16 protein-coding genes are annotated in these 20,601 nt (G+C 43.1%); 1 reads left to right on the top strand and 15 read right to left on the bottom strand.

What is annotated here, in order from left to right:
* Positions 1–92: 92 nt before the first annotated feature.
* The 4 genes from rplI to Q4561_RS15750 all read right to left on the bottom strand — a co-directional run bounded on the left by rplI (position 93) and on the right by Q4561_RS15750 (position 2,626).
* The gene (gene rplI / locus Q4561_RS15765; RefSeq protein ID WP_013786396.1) at positions 93–545 is read right to left on the bottom strand and encodes a 50S ribosomal protein L9; all 453 of its coding nucleotides are present in this window, start codon (positions 543–545) and stop codon (positions 93–95) included.
* A 26-nt stretch (positions 546–571) separates the two neighbouring features.
* Positions 572–799: a 30S ribosomal protein S18 gene (gene rpsR, locus Q4561_RS15760; protein WP_013786397.1), complete on the bottom strand. Its 228-nt coding sequence runs from the start codon at positions 797–799 to the stop codon at positions 572–574.
* Positions 800–810: 11 nt separating this feature from the next.
* Positions 811–1,209, bottom strand: coding sequence for a 30S ribosomal protein S6 (gene rpsF, locus Q4561_RS15755; protein WP_013786398.1), 399 nt, complete (start codon positions 1,207–1,209; stop codon positions 811–813).
* A 241-nt stretch (positions 1,210–1,450) separates the two neighbouring features.
* Entirely contained in the window at positions 1,451–2,626 is a 1,176-nt protein-coding gene (locus Q4561_RS15750; protein ID WP_303461891.1) for a sensor histidine kinase KdpD, read from the bottom strand.
* A gap of 345 nt (positions 2,627–2,971) precedes the next feature.
* Here Q4561_RS15750 and Q4561_RS15745 point away from each other — a divergent pair, with 345 nt between their 5' ends.
* Positions 2,972–3,259, top strand: a complete 288-nt coding sequence (locus tag Q4561_RS15745; protein WP_303461889.1) for a YebG family protein — start codon at positions 2,972–2,974, stop codon at positions 3,257–3,259.
* A gap of 105 nt (positions 3,260–3,364) precedes the next feature.
* Here Q4561_RS15745 and Q4561_RS15740 read toward each other — a convergent pair whose 3' ends face one another.
* The 11 genes from Q4561_RS15740 to Q4561_RS15690 form a co-directional block, all read right to left on the bottom strand.
* A complete protein-coding gene (locus tag Q4561_RS15740) occupies positions 3,365–4,945 on the bottom strand; it encodes a PAS domain-containing methyl-accepting chemotaxis protein (RefSeq protein ID WP_303461888.1) in 1,581 nt (526 codons plus the stop codon).
* Between the two features lie 207 nt (positions 4,946–5,152).
* Complete coding sequence (locus tag Q4561_RS15735) at positions 5,153–6,235, bottom strand: methyl-accepting chemotaxis protein (protein WP_303461886.1); 1,083 nt, start codon at positions 6,233–6,235, stop codon at positions 5,153–5,155.
* Positions 6,236–6,314: 79 nt separating this feature from the next.
* Positions 6,315–7,316, bottom strand: coding sequence for a LacI family DNA-binding transcriptional regulator (locus Q4561_RS15730; protein WP_303461884.1), 1,002 nt, complete (start codon positions 7,314–7,316; stop codon positions 6,315–6,317).
* A 68-nt stretch (positions 7,317–7,384) separates the two neighbouring features.
* Positions 7,385–8,719: a glycoside-pentoside-hexuronide (GPH):cation symporter gene (locus tag Q4561_RS15725; RefSeq protein WP_303461882.1), complete on the bottom strand. Its 1,335-nt coding sequence runs from the start codon at positions 8,717–8,719 to the stop codon at positions 7,385–7,387.
* 44 nt (positions 8,720–8,763) lie between these two features.
* Complete coding sequence (locus Q4561_RS15720) at positions 8,764–10,155, bottom strand: GH1 family beta-glucosidase (protein WP_303461880.1); 1,392 nt, start codon at positions 10,153–10,155, stop codon at positions 8,764–8,766.
* A 613-nt stretch (positions 10,156–10,768) separates the two neighbouring features.
* Positions 10,769–11,497 (bottom strand): HugZ family protein, encoded by a 729-nt coding sequence (locus tag Q4561_RS15715; protein WP_303461878.1) that lies wholly within the window; start codon positions 11,495–11,497, stop codon positions 10,769–10,771.
* 197 nt (positions 11,498–11,694) lie between these two features.
* Positions 11,695–13,221: a tryptophan halogenase family protein gene (locus tag Q4561_RS15710; RefSeq protein WP_303461877.1), complete on the bottom strand. Its 1,527-nt coding sequence runs from the start codon at positions 13,219–13,221 to the stop codon at positions 11,695–11,697.
* 19 nt (positions 13,222–13,240) lie between these two features.
* A complete protein-coding gene (locus Q4561_RS15705) occupies positions 13,241–14,284 on the bottom strand; it encodes a cupin-like domain-containing protein (protein WP_303461875.1) in 1,044 nt (347 codons plus the stop codon).
* 46 nt (positions 14,285–14,330) lie between these two features.
* Positions 14,331–15,083, bottom strand: a complete 753-nt coding sequence (locus Q4561_RS15700; RefSeq protein WP_303461874.1) for a SapC family protein — start codon at positions 15,081–15,083, stop codon at positions 14,331–14,333.
* 8 nt (positions 15,084–15,091) lie between these two features.
* On the bottom strand, positions 15,092–16,792 hold the full coding sequence (locus Q4561_RS15695; protein ID WP_303461872.1) for a tryptophan halogenase family protein: 1,701 nt from the start codon (positions 16,790–16,792) through the stop codon (positions 15,092–15,094).
* Positions 16,793–17,092: 300 nt separating this feature from the next.
* On the bottom strand, positions 17,093–20,056 hold the full coding sequence (locus Q4561_RS15690; RefSeq protein ID WP_303461870.1) for a TonB-dependent receptor: 2,964 nt from the start codon (positions 20,054–20,056) through the stop codon (positions 17,093–17,095).
* Positions 20,057–20,601: the final 545 nt, after the last annotated feature.

Below are 20,601 nucleotides of genomic sequence, written 5' to 3'. Positions count from 1 at the left end.
TTTAAATACTAAAACGGGAAACTTCAGCCTATAAAAAATTTTAGACATAAAAAAACCGCTCATAAGAGCGGTTTTTTCGTATACGTCAGCGCTTATGCTTCAGCAATGATGATCACTTTAATAGAAGTGGTTACATCAGAATGAAGTTGTAAGTCGATGTCATATTCGCCAGTGTCGCGAAGTGTGCCAGTAGGAAGTTTAACTTCCGCTTTAGCTACTTCAACACCAGCTGCAGTGATTGCATCAGCAATGTCACGCGTACCGATAGAACCGAAAAGTTTACCTTCGTCGCCAGCTGGCGCCGCAAGAGTTACTTCTGCAAGTTCATTTAGTTTTTCAGCACGTGCATTAGCAGCATCAAGCTGCTCAGCGATTTTCGCTTCAAGTTCAGCACGACGTGCTTCAAACTTTTCAACGTTCGCTTTAGTTGCAGGAACTGCTTTACCCTGTGGAAACAGGAAATTACGAGCGTAACCAGCTTTAACAGCTACTTGGTCGCCCAGACCGCCAAGATTGGCGACTTTATCTAGTAGGATGATGTTCATCTTAACTACCCCTTAATTACGCCAAATTACTTGTGTGAATCAGTGTACGGAAGCAACGCAAGAAAACGTGCGCGCTTAATCGCAGAAGACAGCTGACGCTGATATTTTGCGCTTGTACCAGTGATACGGCTAGGGACAATCTTACCGCTCTCTGTGATATAATTCTTAAGAGTAGCGATATCTTTATAATCGATTTCAGTCACACCATCTGCAGTGAAACGGCAGAATTTACGACGTCTGAAAAAACGAGCCATGGGTGATCTCCTTAAGCGTTATCTTCAGTGGATTCAGGTCTTCTTTCTGCGCGCTCTGTACGAGGTGCAGAATCGTCACGACGCTCACGACGCTCTTCTTTAGTCATAGGAGAAGGCTCGGTTACAGCGTTTTTAGTGCGCATTACCATGTTACGTAAGATAACGTCGTTGTAGCGGAAAGCATTTTCCAGCTCGTCAACAGCTTCAGCAGTCGCTTCAGCATTGATCAATACATAGTGGGCTTTGTGCAGCTTTTCAATTGGGTATGCCAATTGACGACGGCCCCAATCTTCTAAACGATGAATCTGACCATCGTTTTGCTTAAGAATAGTGGTATAACGTTCGATCATACCAGGTACTTGTTCACTCTGATCAGGGTGAACCATAAATACGATTTCGTAATGACGCATTATTGCTCCTTACGGTTGTAGCCTCGACAGTACAGCCAGACTGTATAGAGACAAGGAACCTAGTTAGGGTGGCTGTAAGGGCGCGCATTATACGCATACGCCAAGTTTTGTACAAGCATTAATCATCGGATAAATACTTGGTACTTAGATGAAGGGCAAAAAACCTAGGAATTGAGCAAGATAAGCTTATTTTGAAAAGTAGAAATCTAAAGGGTTAAAAATAGCAAAGCGGCACGCTTTGCTATAATAACCTTGCTTCAAAGGTAAATTTCGTTTCATTTTCGTCAGAGCAAACCATTAATGTGCCACGGTGTGCTTCCGCAATTTGAGACGCAATAAATAAACCTAACCCCAAACCACCAGTCTGTTTGTTTTTTTCGTCTCGCCAAAAAGGGTGAAACAGTTTATCAATCATATCTGAACCAATTGGCGTACCGCCGTTAGCGACACTCAAACAAAGGATACTTTCTTGAACCTTTGCTATGACATTTATAGGTTTGGTGCTGTCACCGTGCACAATGGCGTTAATCAGCAAATTAGAGAGTAATTGACTAACACGCTCTGCATCACAGGCAAACGTGCCCGTTATATTAATATCTGCTTGTATGTCTCGCTCAAAATGTAGGCTAGCTAGCTCAGATACTGTGTGCAGCAGTACTTCATCTAAATGACTCAGTGGCTTAACATTTAATTGAATTCCCTTCCCCATTTGCCCGTGCGTAAAATCCATCACGTCGCTAATAAGTCGGGTCATGCGCTTTGCACTATTGTCCATTCGGGTCAGTACTTTTTGCGATGTTGCATCGCTTACATGATCTACTAAGAAATCTACGCCCATTTTTAGCGCTGACAAAGGCGTTCTTAAATCATGCCCTAAAATGGCAATGTATTGTTCACGCAGTTTTGCTGAAGCTTGTTCACTAACTAAATTAGTTTCAGCTGCCGTTAGGCGATCATCAACTTCCATTTGTCTTGAAATCAATTCAGCAAAAGACTTAATTTGGTTTTTGATTTTCTCTGTTTTCAAAATGGTTGGAAGCGGATCTAAGCCACAAAGCGTACCGAAAAAGTCACCGTTTTTATTGTAAATGGGGTAAGAAAAGTAACTCTCGAAGCCATACATGATAGGTATTTCGCTTTCGCGATATACGGTATCTTCTTTAGCGTGCTCAATCATTATTGCTTTAGTGGATTTTCTAACTTGGTTACAGAAGGTAGTTTTGATATCGAGTTCATCGCCAGGTATTAAATTAAAGTTTACCTGGTCGAGCACAGCGCACATGGTCCAATTATCTTCTGTTACGCGGGCGACACAAATAAAGCGAAGGCCAGTCACATCGGACAACATTTTCATTATATGTGGAACAGCTTCTATCGATTGAATAGTGCGAATATCTCGCTCAATGGAAGAATTCATTACATCCTCTTCGTATCTAAGTCACCTAAATCACGCCGATTTTCGGCACTCGATTTCACGCTCTAGCAAGAAAGATTCTTGTGCCTAGTGATAAATTTACTGTTCTTCGTGGCTGTGTTGTTAGCTAAAAACGGTAACCAATGTGAACGAAGCCGGTAAATTTTTGAATATAGACGTGGCGATGTGAAAGCTGTTTTCCAACGTACGTTCTTAAAATATATCTAAGCGTACTTGGTCACTATACTTAAGTTGTAGAAAAATAAAATCAAAAAACTGCAAATACTGTTTATTTATCCAGTTATATAATGTACAGTTTTGTTGTCTATTTATTTAAGGGGACCTACCATGGCCATTACCACACAGTATGTTGTTACGCACAAAGGGGTAGAAAAATTGGTAACTACCGATAAAAAAGAAGCAGACCAATACGATAAGATGCTGGACGCTGCTGATAACCTCGCTGAATATATTCAAGCAAAAGGCTTAGGTATTGATGATAGCCTTATTGAAGAACTCACTATTATGCTGTCTAAGAATAAGGAAAAGGTGAGTAAAATATTTAAAGGCGCGACTGCGCAAAGCGTGTTGGAGGATGAAACCGCCGAAGTCGTAAAGCTTAAAGCCAACGGATAGGCTAAAACGTATAGGTTGAAGCGCGGCAACCTTGATGTAGAACCAGCTTCACATGAAGCACGTTCTACATAAGAGCCGTTACGCTGTAACATGATTAAATAATAGTTAACTCGTTCGCTTATCTGTATTAAAGCGCGTAATTAAGCCATTCACTTGGTTAACCGTATCACGTAGGTCATGGCTTACTTTAAGCGATGCTTCAGACGATTTTTGAGTTTCTTCTGCGCTAGCAGAGACATCAACAAGTTGCTGGTTTATATGTTCGGCCACAGTGCTTTGCTGTTCAACCGCTGAAGACATTTCAACCGTGGCAGAGGCTATACCACTAACCGCATTATTAATTTCTTGTAGCGCGCCTCTGGTTTCTTCCACAATGGCACTGCCATGTTCTGCTGAAACCAAGCCTTCCGACGACACTCTTACCGCGCGTTCTGTTCTATCAACAAGTTCTTGAATAATGTTGTGAATTTTATCAGTAGATACTCGGGTTTTAGATGCGAGAGTGCGTACCTCGTCAGCTACAACGGCAAAGCCTCTACCTTGCTCGCCAGCACGTGCGGCTTCTATCGCTGCATTTAACGCAAGAAGGTTGGTTTGATCGGCAATGCTAGAAATGATGCTCGCTGCCTCACCAATATCACTGGTCGATTGAGCAAGCTCTGTAACGGTATCTGAAATAGATTCTACCGCACTTTTGAGCGACAGTATGGCCTGCATCGCTTCTTCGGCCTTGTCGTTCCCCATCTGTACGTTGGTAGCGGCGGTTTTAGCACTCATCGCATTGCTTTCAACCCGTTCAGCGACTTCCTGAATAGCCTGACTCATTTGAGTTATTGCGGTGGCTATTTGCTGGGTAGCAAGATTTTGCTGAATAATGGTTTTGCTCGTTAGCTGTGCCTGGCTATGTGTTGTACCAGATATATCTTCTAATTCATTCGACGCATCTTGAATACGCGCTAGTGCGGTGCGGGTACGAGCTAGTTCGCACCCTAAAGCAAGCTTGGCTTGGGCAATGTAGTCAACATCGTCATAGTAGGTTTGGGCAACTAACCCATTACTGTAGCTTGCGGGGCTAAGCAAAAGAAACTTCTGCCAATAACTTCGATTCTTAGCCCACTGCCAACATGTCATAATGGTTAGTGCAACAAACGTAATGCCCAGTGGTATTAAACCCCCAGTGAACCCAATTGCCACCAGCAATAATAAACTGACTACTATCGTAGGTAACATTGGCGAGACTGCTTGGCTAAGTTTTGTAGAAAAAGGTATTGGTGGTTTGCCGGCAGAAAGCCTTTCATACATAGCCGATGCTCGCGCAATTTTTTCGTCTGTAGCGGGCACTCTTACCGACTCGTAGCCAACGACTGAACCTTCTTCGTAAATAGGTGTTACAAATGCCGATACCCAATAATGATCACCATTTTCTCTACGATTTTTAACCAGCCCTACCCAACTATCTCCAGACTCAAGTGTACGCCACATTTCCTTAAATACGCTAGATGGCATATCGGGATGCCTAATGACGTTGTGGTTTTTACCGATTAGATCCTCCCTTTCATAACCGCTAGCCTCTACGAACTCATCATTACAATGGCGTATAACGCCACGTTTATCGGTAGAAGATATCAGGCGATAATGGGGTGGAAATTTGTATTCACGCTGAGTGAAAGATTGGTTTTTCTTCACTAATAACATCCATTAAAATAGCGGCTTTAAAAACAGTGGGTAGGAAAAAATCTATTCCTAGCTAGTATTTAGAAGCGTAGAACATTGCTGCCAAAATGCATACTAAAGTAGTAAAAGAAATAAATTTCATCTGTAAGAAGCAACAAGGGAAACGCGTAAAACTCAGGGTTAAAAGATGAAAAAACTAAAACTCTACAAAGACGACGGTTAGCTAGATATTCTATCTAGTAAAATCATCACTTTTTCACTTGCCCGTTCCATCTCAGTGATTTTAGATTCCAACGTATAAGTATCGCCCTCGACTTTTGCACTGATAGCCGCAACACCTGCACGATGAACTGCAGCATGAGGTGTTTCTAATTCCCTAAAGGCGGCAGATTTACCAATACTAGTACCCTTATTTTCGCTGTACCACAGGCCTAATCTGCAACTTGCATGATCAGCAAATTCATTTGCTTTTTTATCGCTATAACCAAATAAAACCGCGTAAATATCCGATTTCCACACCACATGATCGAGCTTAACGGTTTGAATAAAGGCAGTTAGCGATCCTTCACTTATTGTAGATTTCATGCTGTCGCAGTGAGAAACCATGGTTTCATAACCGCTATTAAGAGTACTAATTCCCTCTTCCAACTCTTCGTTATTACCTCTGAGTTCGTTAACGCCCGAAACCGCTTTAGCCGTAGACTGAATAATATCATTAACTAATTCAGATACTTCGGTGGCAGATTTATTCGTTTCTGTCGCCAATGCACGCACTTCATCGGCCACTACGCTGAAGCCACGGCCAGCATCACCCGCTCGAGCAGCTTCAATCGCAGCATTTAATGCCAGTAGGTTGGTTTGGTCGGATATACTGGTAATGGTAGAAACAAATTTATTAATATTATCTGCCGTTGTGGATAACCCTGAAATACGCTCGCTCATGCTTACCATTTGGGTATTTAAGCCACTCATGTCTTTCACGATTTTACTTAGTACCTGAGAAGACTCTTCAAACAATACATTGATATCTGATATGGATTGGTTTTCGGAACTAATTTTTTGGTAGGAGCCTAAGACGGTTTCTCTAATTCCTTCAACTTGATTGAAAGCGTTAACCAAGCAACGAGTAACCACGTCATCTTGTTTGTGTTTAGCAGCTTGAGTTAAATCGGCAACTTGCTGGTTTAGCTGTGCATTTTCAGATTCCAATGCAGATATTTTATCCAAAGCAGCTTGATAGCGACCTTCAAGTTTAGAGGCTTGAGACTCTTTTTCTAAGTACTTACTGCGAGAAACGAACATAGAGTTACCGATTTATTATTAGAATTTGATTTAGAATAACAGAAAAAAGTGACAGGTCATCCTTCGTCGTCGGATGAATTTACTCACACTCTCTCGTGGTACCTCTGATAATTAATTTGGGGGATAGAATGTGTTCCATGGTCATTTTCGAATCTCCGTACGCTTGATTTAAAATCCAGCGGGCAGCCATGGCACCAATATCACGTACAGGGTAATTAACGGTGGTGAGTTTTGGGGTTAAATAACTCGCAAAATCAACATTATCGAAGCCAATCACGGATATGTCTTCTGGTACCCGTTTCCCGTGCTTTCTAAGCGCATTAATAGCACCTGATGCCATTTCATCATTAGCACAGGCTATGGCGCTGAAATTCACATTTCTTTCTAGCAATTCATCAACACATTTTTCGCCTGAAAAGGCTTGGAAATTACCTTCTGCAACGGTGTCTTCATCAAAATGAAACCTTGCTTCTTCTAAAGCTTTTTTATGCCCGGTTAAACGGTTAATACCATCAGCTTTAAACAATGCACCAGCTGCATAGGCAATTTGGGTATGACCCAAATCGATAAGGTGTTTAGTGGCTAAGTACCCGCCTAAAACGTTGTCTAGGCTAATACATTTTTCGCCAATAGCTTCTATGTAACGATTCACAACAACAATAGGAACATCTTGGCTGGCAAGGTCGATAAGGTAATCGTCACTTACCGCTTCAACGTGCAAAATAAGCGCGTCGCAGCGACGGCTTAATAAGGCTTCAATCTCTTTTTTCTCTAACGCTTCGTCACTGTGCCCGGTGACCACAAACATATGCTTTTTGGCTTGCCTAAGGATTTTTTCCGAGCCAGCCATCATAGCGCCAAAGAATGAACCATGTAATTCAGGTACAACATACCCAACGGTGTGAGTTTTATTAGATGCAAGAGAAGCCGCTATTACATTGTGTCGATAACCAAGCTTCTCCATGGCATCAAGCACTTGTTGGCGGGTTTTTTCTTTTACGGTATCTGTGTCGTTGATAACCCGAGATACGGTAGCTGACGACACGCCGGCTAATTCACTGACTTGCTTAATTGTTACCATAGAGCATTAACGGCGCGCGTACGCGCTGCGATATCCTTGCTGTGCGAACTTATAAATTACGGTGCGAGCTACGCATCGCTGGCGGCCAATCCAAGTCGCTGCTGAATTGCCGTCATTTTTTGATTATCTAATGTATACCAGCGCATAATAATCGCAACACCTATTGATGCAATTGCGGGCCCAATACAAAATAACGCCACTATACCTTTAGCCACATCCGGTGAAAATGAATCAGGTTGATAATTAACTGATGCCAATAGCCAGCCAGCTAATGCTCCCCCTAAGGCCAACCCAACTTTAATAAAGAACACCACAGTTGAATAGGTTAACCCTGTCATGCGAAGGCCGGTTTTGTCTTCACCATAATCCACCACGTCAGCTATTTTTGCCCACAGCAATGGCGTAGCCATTTGCAACAAAAGCCCCCACAGAAAGTGCAATGCAATAGCCGCGAACCATGCGTTATAAGGTACAAAAAAGTTGACAAGGCACACAGCGGCGCTGGCAAGTTGAAGCCACGTGTATACCTTAATTTTACAGAATCGTTTGGTGACCGGATTGGCCAATGCACACCCAATAATACTGCCCACCATACCAGCAGTTACAAACAGCGTTGCCGATTCAGGACGCTGCAATACGTATTTCACGTAGTACAGCGCTAAGGTATTACGCATGACCATGCCAGTTAATAGCACAATGGCCACTACGCAAAGTACACGGCACTGATCGTTCTGCCAGATAGCGGCTAACTGAGTTTTATAAGGTGCGGGAGTTTCATTCGCAGGCTTAACACGCTCTTTGGTGCCAGCAAAACAGAGTAAAAATAACACCATGCCTACCGCACTCATGACTATCATGGCCCGCTGATACCCTAGGGCTTCGTTGCCATCACCTAGGTAATCAACTAATGGCAGCATAAACGACGTCACCAGCAAACCGCCGCCCATAGCGAAAACAAACCGGTAAGATTGTATTGATACTCGTTCTGAGGCGTCGGCACTTAACACGCCGCCTAATGCAGAATAAGGAATGTTGATGGCGGTATACATGATCATCAACAAGGCATAAGTGATAAATGCATAATAGAGCTTACCGTCTTCGGTAAGCCATTCTGGCGAGGTAAACGCCAGCACGCTGCATAGCGCAAAAGGTAAGGCTAGCCATAACAAATAAGGCCGATAGGCGCCCCATCGGGTTTTGGTTCTATCCGCTAGCGAGCCCATCAAGGGGTCGGTGACGGCATCAAATACCCGTACCAGTAAGAACATGCTACCTACTGCTGCTGCAGATATTCCAACAACGTCAGTATAATAAAATGTCAAAAACAGCATGACAGTTTGAAATATAAAATTGCTTGCCGTATCGCCTAACCCGTAGGCAATTTTTTCCTTTGCACTTACCATTGGCTTCACCGTTATCGTTATTATTTTTTACTTTTCACACCTATTTACTCGGCAGTGATTTGCTCGGTTGCATTTACTTCGCCAGGTTTCTTTATACTATCTTGTCTTTTTCCAAGTAATTGTTGAAGCTTTAATGCGCTGGCTTTTAACGTACGTTGTTGTGTTTGGTAGTCGACGTAAACAATGCCGAAGCGCTTTTCGTAACCAAGCGACCATTCAAAGTTATCTAACAAGCTCCACACAAAATAGCCGGTTATATTCACCCCAGCTTCAATGGCATCAGCAACCGCTTTCAAATGGGTAGTTAAGTATCGAATGCGTTGCTCGTCGTTCACGGTGCCATCTGGCGCTAATGTATCATCACTGGCTAGCCCATTTTCGGTGATAATCAGCGGCGGCAAACTATAGTCATTGTGCAGTTGTAACAATAAGTCTGTTAGTCCTTGCGGGTAAACTTCCCAGCCCATTGCAGTAGTTTCGCTTCCCTCTGGGGCTGGCAGCTGACAAGGGTCTTCAGAGCCATCATCAGTAACTTTTGCCCGAGTGTAGTAATTAACACCTAAGTAATCTATTTTTTCGGCAATAATATCCATATCCCCAGCGTGTATATCGGGGCGATGCGCGGCAGGTATTTCATCGATTAGTGCTGGATAACACCCATGCATTAAAGGCTTTATATACCAATCATTGTGATGGTCATGAGCCAGTTTTGTAGCACGGATGTCTTTTTCATCAGAAGAGTTAGCATAGAAAGGCGTAAAGTTGAGCACCACACCCGATTCTATATTTGGTGCATTTTTGCGCAATACCCGCATGGCCAAACCATGAGCTAATAGCAAATGGTGTATTGCTTTTTTACCGTATTCTTTGCCCACCAAGCCAGGGGCATGCATGCCTATTTCGTAACCCAAATAGGCACTACAAAATGGTTCGTTTAAGGTGGCATAGGAGAAAACCTTGTCGCCGAATGCTTTGCTTACTACATCTACATATTTTTCAAAGGCGTAGGCCGTATCTCTATTTAACCAGCCGCCATCATCTTCTAGATACTGAGGTAAATCCCAGTGATATAGCGTGACGTAAGGCTTTATGTTGTTTTGCTTTAACTTCGCTAGTAAAGCTAAGTAGAAATCGAGACCTTGTTGATTCACCGACCCGTCTTTTTTGATAATACGAGGCCAGCTGATAGAAAATCGATACGCGTCTACATTTAACGAATCAATAATAGCCAAATCTTCTTCTAACCGATTGACATGATCACATGCAACTAGCCCATGACTGTTATCAGCAATCTTGCCTGGCGTATTACAAAAGGTATCCCAAATACTCGGCTCTCGATTTTCTGCATCGCCTTCAATTTGAAACGACGATGTAGCCACACCAATGGTGAAATCTGATTGCATAAAGGGAGAGCCTGATTGGGCTAGAATATCCATGTGTACCAAACCTTATTCGAATTAATATATCAGCGCCGCCCGCGGTAAGCCTAGGTGAATAGGCAAACATACTCCCAAGGGAGTGTGTAAAAATGCGTAGAGACCAACCTTCGTTAACACACAATTTAAGAGGCTACTTAAAGAGGCCGTTTTAAGAGCCCATTATAAGCGACTATATTGTGCATTTCTGTCGAAAGATAAATCGCTACCAATTGGGCCGGACTACTTTGTAAGACGCCGAGTGTAGCATTTTATGTAAGCGCTTTCATATCCTTTCACGTAGTAAAATAGGATAAGTTTACATTTTATTCACACAAGCGAGTATGGTGAATATACTTATCTGTGGACGCTATCAGTGAAGAGAAGATATTAAGTCAGTGTAGTCATTGACACTTGAAGAGATTAGCCAGAAATTTGGCTCTTTGGGCTAGCTTTTGTATTGGCTTATTCACTGTACTGGCCTAGTCAAAAAGCGGACTATTAACGCTGAGCGTTAAAGCGAAGAGACTTATGTCGGAAGGCTCAAGTTGAAAAGCTAGAGCTGCAACGTTAATAACGAGGTTTTTAATACTGAATATTAACGTTACAGCGTGCACTATAGAATATGGTTTAGTTAACTCGCTTTGGGCACATTCAAGGCGCCCCGCGCATCATTAGTGAGTTTCACTAATGCTTTTCTCACATCGGTAGAAGTTTCACAGGTTGTTTCAAATGGGATGAACCATGTTGCCTCTTCACTCCCACAATGGATACCTTCAGGAAACGCACTATGCATGATGGGATGCTCAACCGTCACCCCTACTTTATGCTGTAAAATAAGCTGCATGGCATCTTGATGGTCTTCATTCATATGGGTGATCATGCCCTCAGGTGACCCATGCCACTCTTGTTCACCCACCTGCCAATGTGCTTTATCTATCCAATGGATTTTTCCAAAACCGCCTATAAAACGCACCCGTTCGGCCCGAATAGCGTAAAAATTAAAATCGTGTGTTTTCTCATAGCCTTTAGCTTGCGGAAACAATCGAAGATATTGGGCTTTTACTTCAACAGAATTAGCAATTTCTGCGTTACCCATAATGGTCACACGCCCATTCGCTTGGGAGTCGTCTTCACCGGCATCAAATATGGTTAGGCTGACTTTATCGTTCGCTTTTATATTGCGTGTATGCAGTGCAATATCACTAATATAAATAATGGCATCACCAGCAGGAGTGAGGTAATAAGGCACTACTGAGCCAAAGGGATAGCCTGGCATTGACGTGGAATGGGTTCCTAACACACCACTATGGTGGCTTCGGCTTAATTGTTTTGCAGCAAATGCTATATCTTGCATGCTCATAGAACACTCCATTTTTTGAATTTAGTGAGCGAAAGGCTTTGTGTCACGCCCTGTCATCACCTTGTCATACGTAATCATAGATTGGTGACGGTGGAGTAAATCACTATCATCGCGACTTCCTACATGACTTGCATGACTTGCATGACTTGCACCATAAGTAAGGTCTTTAATATCTCACTTGGTTCCATTTATTGCTTCTAAGAACAATACCGTGATAGATAATCTTTATGCGGAGGAAGTTTATCAACCGCACGGGTGATATTTTGACGAATGCCATTAAGTAATATTTCTAATTCCTGCCGACTCATAGTGTCAACAATAGGGTGATAGCTTTGTGGCATTAAGCCTTGCCCTATCATTACCTGCTGCCATGAGTCATCGAATAACTCACTGCCTTCACGGAATACGCGACCTGTCTTTTTAAACAATTCAATACGATGCCTTAGACTATCTGGAATATCCATTTGACGGCAATGACGCCAAAACGGCGTATCGGTTCTATCCGTTACATGGTAGTGCAGAATAATGAAGTCGCGGATATGTTCAATATCGAAATTAGCTTGGCTATTGAATTCATTAATATCTTCTTCAACAATGCCATCGACAGGGAACATACGTAGGAAACGCACGATATTCTGTTGAATAAGGTGGATGCTAGTAGACTCTAAGGGCTCTAAAAACCCACTAGCGAGCCCTAACGCTAAACAGTTGCGATTCCACTGTTTACGGCGTCTTCCGGTTCTAAAATGTATCACTCTGGAGTCGTTAATTGCTTTACCTTCGATATTAGCCATTAATGTCGATACGGCTTCCTCTTCCGATAAATACTGACTACAAAAAACCATGCCATTACCCACACGATTTTGTAATGGAATACGCCACTGCCACCCTGCCTCGCGGGCAATACTTCGTGTGAATGCAACAGGGGTAGACACCGATTCGGTTTGCACAGCAACGGCGCGATCGCACGGTAGCCAATGGGACCAATCCTCGTAACCTGTATGTAGCGCCTTTTCGATTAGCAGCCCACGAAATCCGGTGCAATCTATAAAAATATCACCTTCTACAACATCGCCATTGTTAAGGGTAATGCTTTCAATAAAACCGTCGTTTTCTCGCACTGCCACATCAGTGATAGTGGCATCGATTCGGGTAAGGCCTTCTTTTTCTGCAATATTACGCAAAAACATGGCGTATTTGGTGGCATCCATATGAAACGCATAGTTCAAACCGTTGTTAGGCAGGTGAGCAAACTTATTCGCTTCGGCCGCTTTGCGCTCTAAGCAGTAATCTCCAAAGTCCGTCGCTAATCCTTCTTTTAAGCCGCGCATCCAAAAATGCTGAAACCCTGCCGCCCAGCAATCTTTACCTGTCACGCCAAAAGCGTGTAAATAGGCATGATCTAGTGCCTTCCAATTTTCGAAATTAATGCCCAGTTTGAAGGTAGCGTTGGTTGCTGCCATAAACTCTTGTTCGCTAATTTTTAATAATTTGTGGAAAAATACCAGTGTAGGAATGGTAGCTTCACCCACGCCTACCGTACCAATATCTGAGCTTTCAATGAGGGTAACGTCAATTTCCTTACCTAGCAGGCGAGTAAATGCTGCTGCCGCCATCCAACCCGCGGTACCACCGCCAGCAATAACCACTCGCTGCTTTTTTTTATCTGTATTCTTAGTTGGGTTTTTAACCGATTCATTAGAAGCCTGGCCAGAAGAAGACATACTCATAAATACCTCAGAATTAGTGCTTTAAATTGTTTGCTAACCACGCCTTAAATTGGCGTAAAGTTTTTTCGTCTATATCACCCAGAGGGCCTTGCCTAGAGGGCGGCATATGGTCAAATCTGTCTGGGTTTTCACTAAATACATAAAAGTCTAACAACGCTTTCCATGCGTTACGCTGCGCTTTAGGTAATTGTTTTAACGTAAGTAATGCGTGGTACAACACGTTTTCTGAACGCCCAATATAACTTGGTACTGTGCGCCACCAAAAGTTAACCAGCATGTTAAGACTGCCCTGACCTTCAATGTGATGCCACCACATAGAAGGAATATACAAAGCATCTCCTGGGTTAAGTTCAATAACCAAAGCATGCTGTAATGCGTCTTTAAATTTAGGGTGGGCGGTGAAATCTGGCTTGGCAAAATCCACCATGCTGATGGCTTGCCCTGCTGGAGTAAAATGCAGTGGCCCTATGTATAAATTTTCTACCTGTTCGGGAGGGAACAAGGTTACACGGCGCCTACCTGCAGCCACGCAAATTAGATTATCTGGTGCGTCGTAGTGGGCAGCTATTCTACTTTTATTGCCAATCCATAATGTCGCTAGTGGCGCTAAAGAATCTAAACCGATAGGGTTCGACTGAGTAAAACCAGGCAAACAAGTATCTACCGTAGTAGAGCCTATATATAACGACTCCGGATCTTTACGTTCGGCTAAGTTCAATAGCGTTTCTAACGCGGTTCGAAAGGGCATGCGAGCGCGAGTAAAATTAAACCCTGACATATCGGCATTGTAGAACATGCGCCCCTGCTCACCCGCGGGAAGCTTGAGGGTATCCACCACTGACTGGTTATCAAATTCAGTTAAATATTCACACAATACCGCATCAGACTGTTTCGCTGCCTGCACTACCGGCCATTTAGCAACAAGTTGAGGTAGCACATAGGGCTTATCTAATTGCGCTAATGTTTCTACCAAATTGAAACCATCACGGGAGGTAACCGAAGCGGGTATGGCTTCAGGCTGCGGACAATTTTTGAGTACATCTAATGTCGAAGACAAATGTATTCCTTTATCTAAGCGCACAAGCGGTTGACTGGCTCAAGCATTAAGCTTGGCCTAACGCCGCTTTTTTATACGCAATGACTTGTCTTAGCTGCGACATAGATGCCAGCATCATATAAATAGTTTGTAAGTGACCACTTTCATGCAACTTAATGATTTCTGAACCATCCAAAGCATTCAGCTTCTCTTCGTTAATGGTATAAAATCCTGATAATCGATGTGTACCCGTACTACCAAGCTCCATGTCGATAACGAACGACTCGATAAGTCCTAGCGCATTACACGCATCTACAAAATTTTTGTGTGCTTCATGTCCAGCATGAATGGTGCTTAAAACGTTTGCGATATTATCGATATAGTCGGTGTTGCCACCATGCGGTAAAAATACAGCCGTGGCGTTTTCTTTTACCTGTGATGCTGAGTCGCTTTTTGTATTCAGTACTCGTGGGTCGTCTAAGTCGACGAAAATAGACAAAACATCTTCTTGTCCTTTTACTGGGGTATTGCGGCCTATCAAGAAGGGGCCTTTTTCAATAACAAGAGGTTTATAAGATGTGCGCCATTGTCCAGCATCAACAAAGAGGTTTTCACCTTGTTCTACGCCTAGTAATGCCACCATTTGAAAGTCGCCGTTTGCATCTTTGGCAAACACTATTGGGTAGTGAGCTTGTGCATGGCGCACTTCAGCAGGGTAAACCGGAACACACATTTGATCATGACCAAATTCAGCGCCAAAACCTTGTATAACCGCTAGGTCTTTGTGTTCATTATTATTAAGTAGAGCATGGTTTGCCATATGGGTTCCTATATACCTGCCTGTTGACGAAGCGCATTTATTAATTCCCGATTAGTAGGAAGCGCCGCCAACTGCTGTTGCGTTCGTTTGTAATTTTGCTGTACGGCAACCTGCGCGGCTTTTAATTGCGCGGCAGTATATCGCGCACTATTAAGCTTCACCTGATTGGCAGATTGCATTCCGTACAAAACATACATGTAACTTGCTGCCGGGAATAACTCCTCAGCATACATGAAGTCATTTATTGCTATGGGCCTACGTTGCCACTGCGCTAGCCAGTCGCTGAGTTGCGTTGAGGCCGAAGGCGAGTTTGTCGACGCCGTGGAAATTTTAGACATCTCACGCCAATAGGGCGAGTCATCTCGCCCGCTCATCACGTAGTGTAGCTTTAGAAAGTCGACAATTCGCTGCCAGCGCTGACTGAAATTTTGGTTAAACTGTTTGGCCACGATAGGCACAGTACTGCTATATTCCGGTAACTGTGAGGCGATGTATTTTGCTGAAAGTTCAACCATGACTAACGCTGAAGCTTCAAGGGGCTCGACGAACCCCGCAGCTGTGCCTACTGCCACACAGTTTTTTACCCACGCGCTTTTTCTGTAACCCGGGGTAAAGGATATTTTGCGAATAGCACTTTCATCGATGGGAACGATAGATGGGTCGTTCTTTAAATATTGGGTTAAGGTTGCAACAGCTTTGTCATCGCTGCAAAATTCGCTGCTATACACACACCCTACCCCTTTGCGGTTGGGTAAGCCTATATCCCAAATCCAGCCATTGTCATGGGCTGTTGAAAGGGTTACCGAGGCAATGTCAGCCTCTTCATCTCGGTATGCGGCTTGCACTGCCATAGCAGTGTCATTTTTAAGCCCATCCGACACCGATGTTAGGCCTTGCTGGTAATGCTCGCCGATTAATTTGGCCGCAAATCCTGTGCAATCAACGAAAAGATCGCCTTTTATCAGGTTACCCTCTACACCTTTGATACCCGCCTTGTTGCTACCGACTTTGCATTGCAATGCGCTGATATTGTCGTTTTTATCAGTAATAACCTTATCGATATGAGCCTGAACGTAGTTGATGCCCAATACATTAATACTGTGTTTTTTTAGCAACTCTGCAAACTTATGCGCATTTAAGTGATAGCCATAATTTGCTACGGCCGCATAAGCAGGGGTTTGTAGCTGCTTTGGTGCTTTATAATTGTCACTTAAAACAGACTGAGTACTAAACTGCTTCGCGAAGCTTGCACTTGCGTTAGCGCATGAAGTGTCTGGCGTTTGATTTAACAGAAACCAGGCTGCAATGTCGGCTTCAAAGAAGCCTGCGGGTAGCCCAAAAGGGTGATCGTATACGTCGTCGCAACTACCGTAGCCGTTACAGTGAACGTTACTGTTTTTGTTTCTGTTACCACCACCATTGCGCCAATTCACAAAGCGGGTGCCTTGCTTAAAAGAAGCGTCACAAGAAAGTAGAAAGTGGGTTTCATCAATACCAATTTTACGCAACGTATCGCGCATGGTAGGCCAAGTACCTTCCCCTACGCCTAGAATTTTGACATCGGGAGATTCAACCAAAGTAATGTTTAGATGAGGGTTGTTAGGTAAGTTGTGCTCAGCCGCAATAATAGCAGCCGTTAACCACCCTGCCGCGCCGCCGCCAGCAATCACAATAGAACGAATAGCGTGGTCACCTTGGTGTGATGTCATTCCGCGTAATTCCTAACTTATACTCATACTTGTAAGACTATTATTTTACTTAGGCAGTTCCACAAACGTGCTATTTGAATAGTCTTGATACTGCTTTAGCTTAACAGTAAAGCGCTTCATTTAAAGGTGTGGTTTCTCAGGCTTAGCTTTTAATGTTTAGCTTCTAAGGCCTAGCTTCTAAGATTTAAAAGCTAGAGCTTATCGAAATATGCCACCGTTGCTTTTATTAATACCTTATAAAAGCAAAGCGTTGCTACATCCCTGTAGCAACGCTCCACAAACATTACAACATCAGGGACACTAGAAGTTGTAACGAGCACCTATGTTGTAACGAGGCTCTGCGGTATACACGCCAATCACCATGTTCTCGTGACGGCCATGCGTACGCTTGTATTCACCTGTCACATTGATACCTTCAACGAACACTTCTAAATTTTCAGAAACTTGATAGCGAACGTTAACATCTAACTGATGGTAAGCTTCAACGTAAGTGGGGTTTTCACCGCCATTTCCGTCAATCGTTGCGGCTAGGAACTTATCACGCCAGTTCCATGCGGCACGTACTTCCCAACCTTCGTTTTCATAAAACAGTACTGCGTTAGCGGTATCGCTTAAGCCGAGTAACACGAATTGTGTCTCGTTTACGGCGTAATCATCGTACTCAACATCCCCATTCACAATGGTGTAGTTAAGCAAGGTTCCAAAACCACTGTCACCAAACAAGTGCTGAACCGCGAACTCGAAACCGTCTACCGTGTAATCGTCATCAGAGTTTACTTTTTGCGTAATATCAAACTCTAACAGCGGATCTTCACCTTCAATACCCGTGATGATGCCATCTGCATCGGCATATCCTTGGTCGATAAAGTACTGACGAATATCTTCTAACTCAGCATCGCTACCAAGGGCTGTTAACGCTTCGTCGTAACGCACACCGCCCACGGGAGTATAAACATCATAAGGCGTATCAGTGTAAACCGAAGAGCCTATGAAGTTTTCAACGTTCTTATAGAAGTAACCCACAGACACATAACTACCTTCACCGAAGTAGTAGTCTGTACTTAGGTCAAAGTTTGATGATTCGTACGGCAGTAGGCTAGGGTTACCCACTGAACCATCACCACCTTGCGCTCTAGCACCTTGCGACACCGTAAGTCCAGCCTGAATATCTGAATATCCTGGGCGTGTAATGGTTTTACTGTAAGACGCACGAGTAAACAAATCTTCCGTCACTTCTAATTTGAAGTCGATTGCAGGAAGAATATGGTCATAACCACCAGATAACGAAACAAACTGGGTTTCACCGTCATCAATAACTGAGAATTCATTAGTTGATACCCACTGCACTTCGTTGTAGTTAGGCACTAACGATGTTGAATCAACGTTGGTATCTTCATAACGTAAACCTACAGACATCCACGCTGCCATCTCACCAATATCAAATTCCATATTAGCTTGAACATACGCTGCGTATTGTTGTTCTGTCACACGGCGATCGGTAGAGTACTCAGGATCCATACACAATTCAGTACCACAAGGGCTAATAGTATCACCATTTGCTGTGGCCACTGCTGAAAGCGCATCTATCAAATCACCAAAGTTACTAGCGTAATAGAAAGGTTCTAAGTCATCGCCGTTGCTGCCAAGCACACCATCAAACATGCTAGGCAAGTCTTCTTGAATGAAAAGGTCATCGGGGTAATCATCAGCAGAACCGTATCCACCCCATGTGTCACGCTGTGCAACTGAGTACGCAGAGCGGTTTTTAACTTCTGTGCTTGAGATACCAAAGTCGATGCTAGTGATAAGACCATCATCAAAATAATAGTTACCGCGGAATTGAGCTTGGTTAATTTCAGACTTCATGTAACTGTTGCGAAATGACGTACCCGAGGTGGACATTCTGCTTGGGTCTAGTCCATCAACACCGTCGGCGTAAGTGATGCTCATAACAGGGAAGTCTTGTGAGTAATCAACTTCCGTAGCAACACGGTCAAATTGCACTGCGCTGATAACGTTGTTACTTCCCCAATCATTTCCGGGGCCTGCTTCAGCAGTAGAGTGGTGATAATCAAACTCTAGGTTCAAATTATCGTTAGCAGCCCACTCAATATTTAAACCAATTGAATTGTTTTCGTTTACGGTGGTGTAATCACTTGTACCTAAACCAATATCCGAACCTGTGTTATCAGCATAAATAACAGGGCCAATAACAGAACCTTCTGTGTTACTGCCTTCGGTGTACTCACCATAAGAAGGAATGCCGTTAAACCAGGTAGAAAGTTGCTGGCGTGTGGTGTGCGTTTCTAGCTCAGAATAAGTGTAATCTAGGGTAGCCGTTAAATCGTCAATAGGTTGATATTGCAGCGTTAACTGACCATTAGTTCGAGTACGGCTTACTTCATCAAAGTTATACACAAGGTTACGAGGAACTGAATAGACATCGTTTTCACCCGGCGCATTTTCAAAGCTGCCATCCTGCGGCAACGAGCCCCAATCACCGCCATTGCCTTTAATAGTGTACCAACCACTGCTAGTTTCAGCACTTGAAACACCACTATCACGCTCTTGGTAAGAACCAATAAGTTGGATACCGAACTTATCGTCGTTGAAGGTTTGGCTATAAATACCCGATAATTCAGGTGTAATGCCGCTACCTGATTCGCTTGAATCATCAATAACGCCTTTCACGCCAACACTGGCTTTTAACCCTGGGTTACTTAAAGGCTTGGCAGTAACGAGGTTCACGGTAGAACCGATACCACCGGTAGGCTGAGATGCCAAACTTGTTTTATACACTTCTACGGCCGAAACACCTTCAGAAGCCAAGTTACCAAAATCAAAAGAACGTGAAGATGAAGCACTTGTGGCTTCAATGTTCGCCGCTGGCATTTGGCGGCCATTTAACGTTACTAGGTTATAATCTGGTCCAAAACCACGAACGGTTATTTTACTTCCTTCGCCGTTACTTCTGTCTATCGACACACCGGTAATACGCTGTAAAGACTCGGCTAGGTTTGTATCTGGAAATTTACCAATATCTTCAGCTGAAATGGCATCTACCACACCTGAAGCGGCTTTTTTAGTCAGCATTGATTTTGTTAGGCTTTCGCGAATGCCACTTACTTCAATAACTTCAAAGTCACCGGCAGTAAGTTCTTTTTCATCGCTTTGCTGTGCCATAACAGGCATAGAGGTCATTGCCCCTAGTACTAATGATAAGCTTGTTGCTAGTCGTGTCTTTCTAAATGTATTTGGTTTCATGTTTTCCCCAGCCGTGTTGTTAATACGTAAGCAAAAATAACCGTCTAGTGCTGCTTACTTCACGAATCACATTGGCGTGCTTTATTAGTGTTTTGATAAAGAGTGTTCTGATAAAGAGTGTCCTGATAAAAAAATTAGCGGGTAATAAAGCCTTATACCGCCAACTTTGGAAGCGCTTACAATTTTAAATCTTAGCAACGTAAGCGCTTTCAGGCAAATGTACGTAGGATCGACTTGTAATGCAAGTGTTTTTAGAATGTTAAATGTTAATTTACGTTTGTGAGAAGGTTATTATTAGTACTGCTTGTGAGGATTATTTAACCCATTAAAGACGACTATAATTTTGTATGAATAGTTAATAGTTAAATGCCTTGATTAAAAAAACTAATATAAACAATTGAATTTAAACGTAAACATTTAGATTTTTATTTCAGCAGTATAGTTAAATAATGTTATAGGCTACTTCTGGCCGTTTAACAGCAGAAAATTACAGCTGGTCACATAAACTTAACCAAGCCAATGTAAACGCATACAAAAACATAATG

The organism is Alteromonas sp. 1_MG-2023 (genome assembly GCF_030547075.1).
In the GTDB taxonomy this organism is placed as follows: Bacteria; Pseudomonadota; Gammaproteobacteria; order Enterobacterales; family Alteromonadaceae; genus Alteromonas.
This window is presented reverse-complemented; position numbering and strand designations above follow the sequence as displayed.

Excerpts from the sequence above, each read along its gene's own strand:
- rplI (WP_013786396.1), bottom strand. The coding sequence starts at position 545 with ATGAACATCATCCTACTAGATAAAGTCGCCAATCTTGGCGGTCTGGGC.
- rpsR (WP_013786397.1), bottom strand. The coding sequence starts at position 799 with ATGGCTCGTTTTTTCAGACGTCGTAAATTCTGCCGTTTCACTGCAGAT.
- rpsF (WP_013786398.1), bottom strand. The coding sequence starts at position 1,209 with ATGCGTCATTACGAAATCGTATTTATGGTTCACCCTGATCAGAGTGAA.
- Q4561_RS15750 (WP_303461891.1), bottom strand. The coding sequence starts at position 2,626 with ATGAATTCTTCCATTGAGCGAGATATTCGCACTATTCAATCGATAGAA.
- Q4561_RS15745 (WP_303461889.1), top strand. The coding sequence starts at position 2,972 with ATGGCCATTACCACACAGTATGTTGTTACGCACAAAGGGGTAGAAAAA.
- Q4561_RS15735 (WP_303461886.1), bottom strand. The coding sequence starts at position 6,235 with ATGTTCGTTTCTCGCAGTAAGTACTTAGAAAAAGAGTCTCAAGCCTCT.
- Q4561_RS15730 (WP_303461884.1), bottom strand. The coding sequence starts at position 7,316 with ATGGTAACAATTAAGCAAGTCAGTGAATTAGCCGGCGTGTCGTCAGCT.
- Q4561_RS15725 (WP_303461882.1), bottom strand. The coding sequence starts at position 8,719 with ATGGTAAGTGCAAAGGAAAAAATTGCCTACGGGTTAGGCGATACGGCA.
- Q4561_RS15720 (WP_303461880.1), bottom strand. The coding sequence starts at position 10,155 with ATGGATATTCTAGCCCAATCAGGCTCTCCCTTTATGCAATCAGATTTC.
- Q4561_RS15715 (WP_303461878.1), bottom strand. The coding sequence starts at position 11,497 with ATGAGCATGCAAGATATAGCATTTGCTGCAAAACAATTAAGCCGAAGC.
- Q4561_RS15710 (WP_303461877.1), bottom strand. The coding sequence starts at position 13,221 with ATGTCTTCTTCTGGCCAGGCTTCTAATGAATCGGTTAAAAACCCAACT.
- Q4561_RS15700 (WP_303461874.1), bottom strand. The coding sequence starts at position 15,083 with ATGGCAAACCATGCTCTACTTAATAATAATGAACACAAAGACCTAGCG.
- Q4561_RS15695 (WP_303461872.1), bottom strand. The coding sequence starts at position 16,792 with ATGACATCACACCAAGGTGACCACGCTATTCGTTCTATTGTGATTGCT.
- Q4561_RS15690 (WP_303461870.1), bottom strand. The coding sequence starts at position 20,056 with ATGAAACCAAATACATTTAGAAAGACACGACTAGCAACAAGCTTATCA.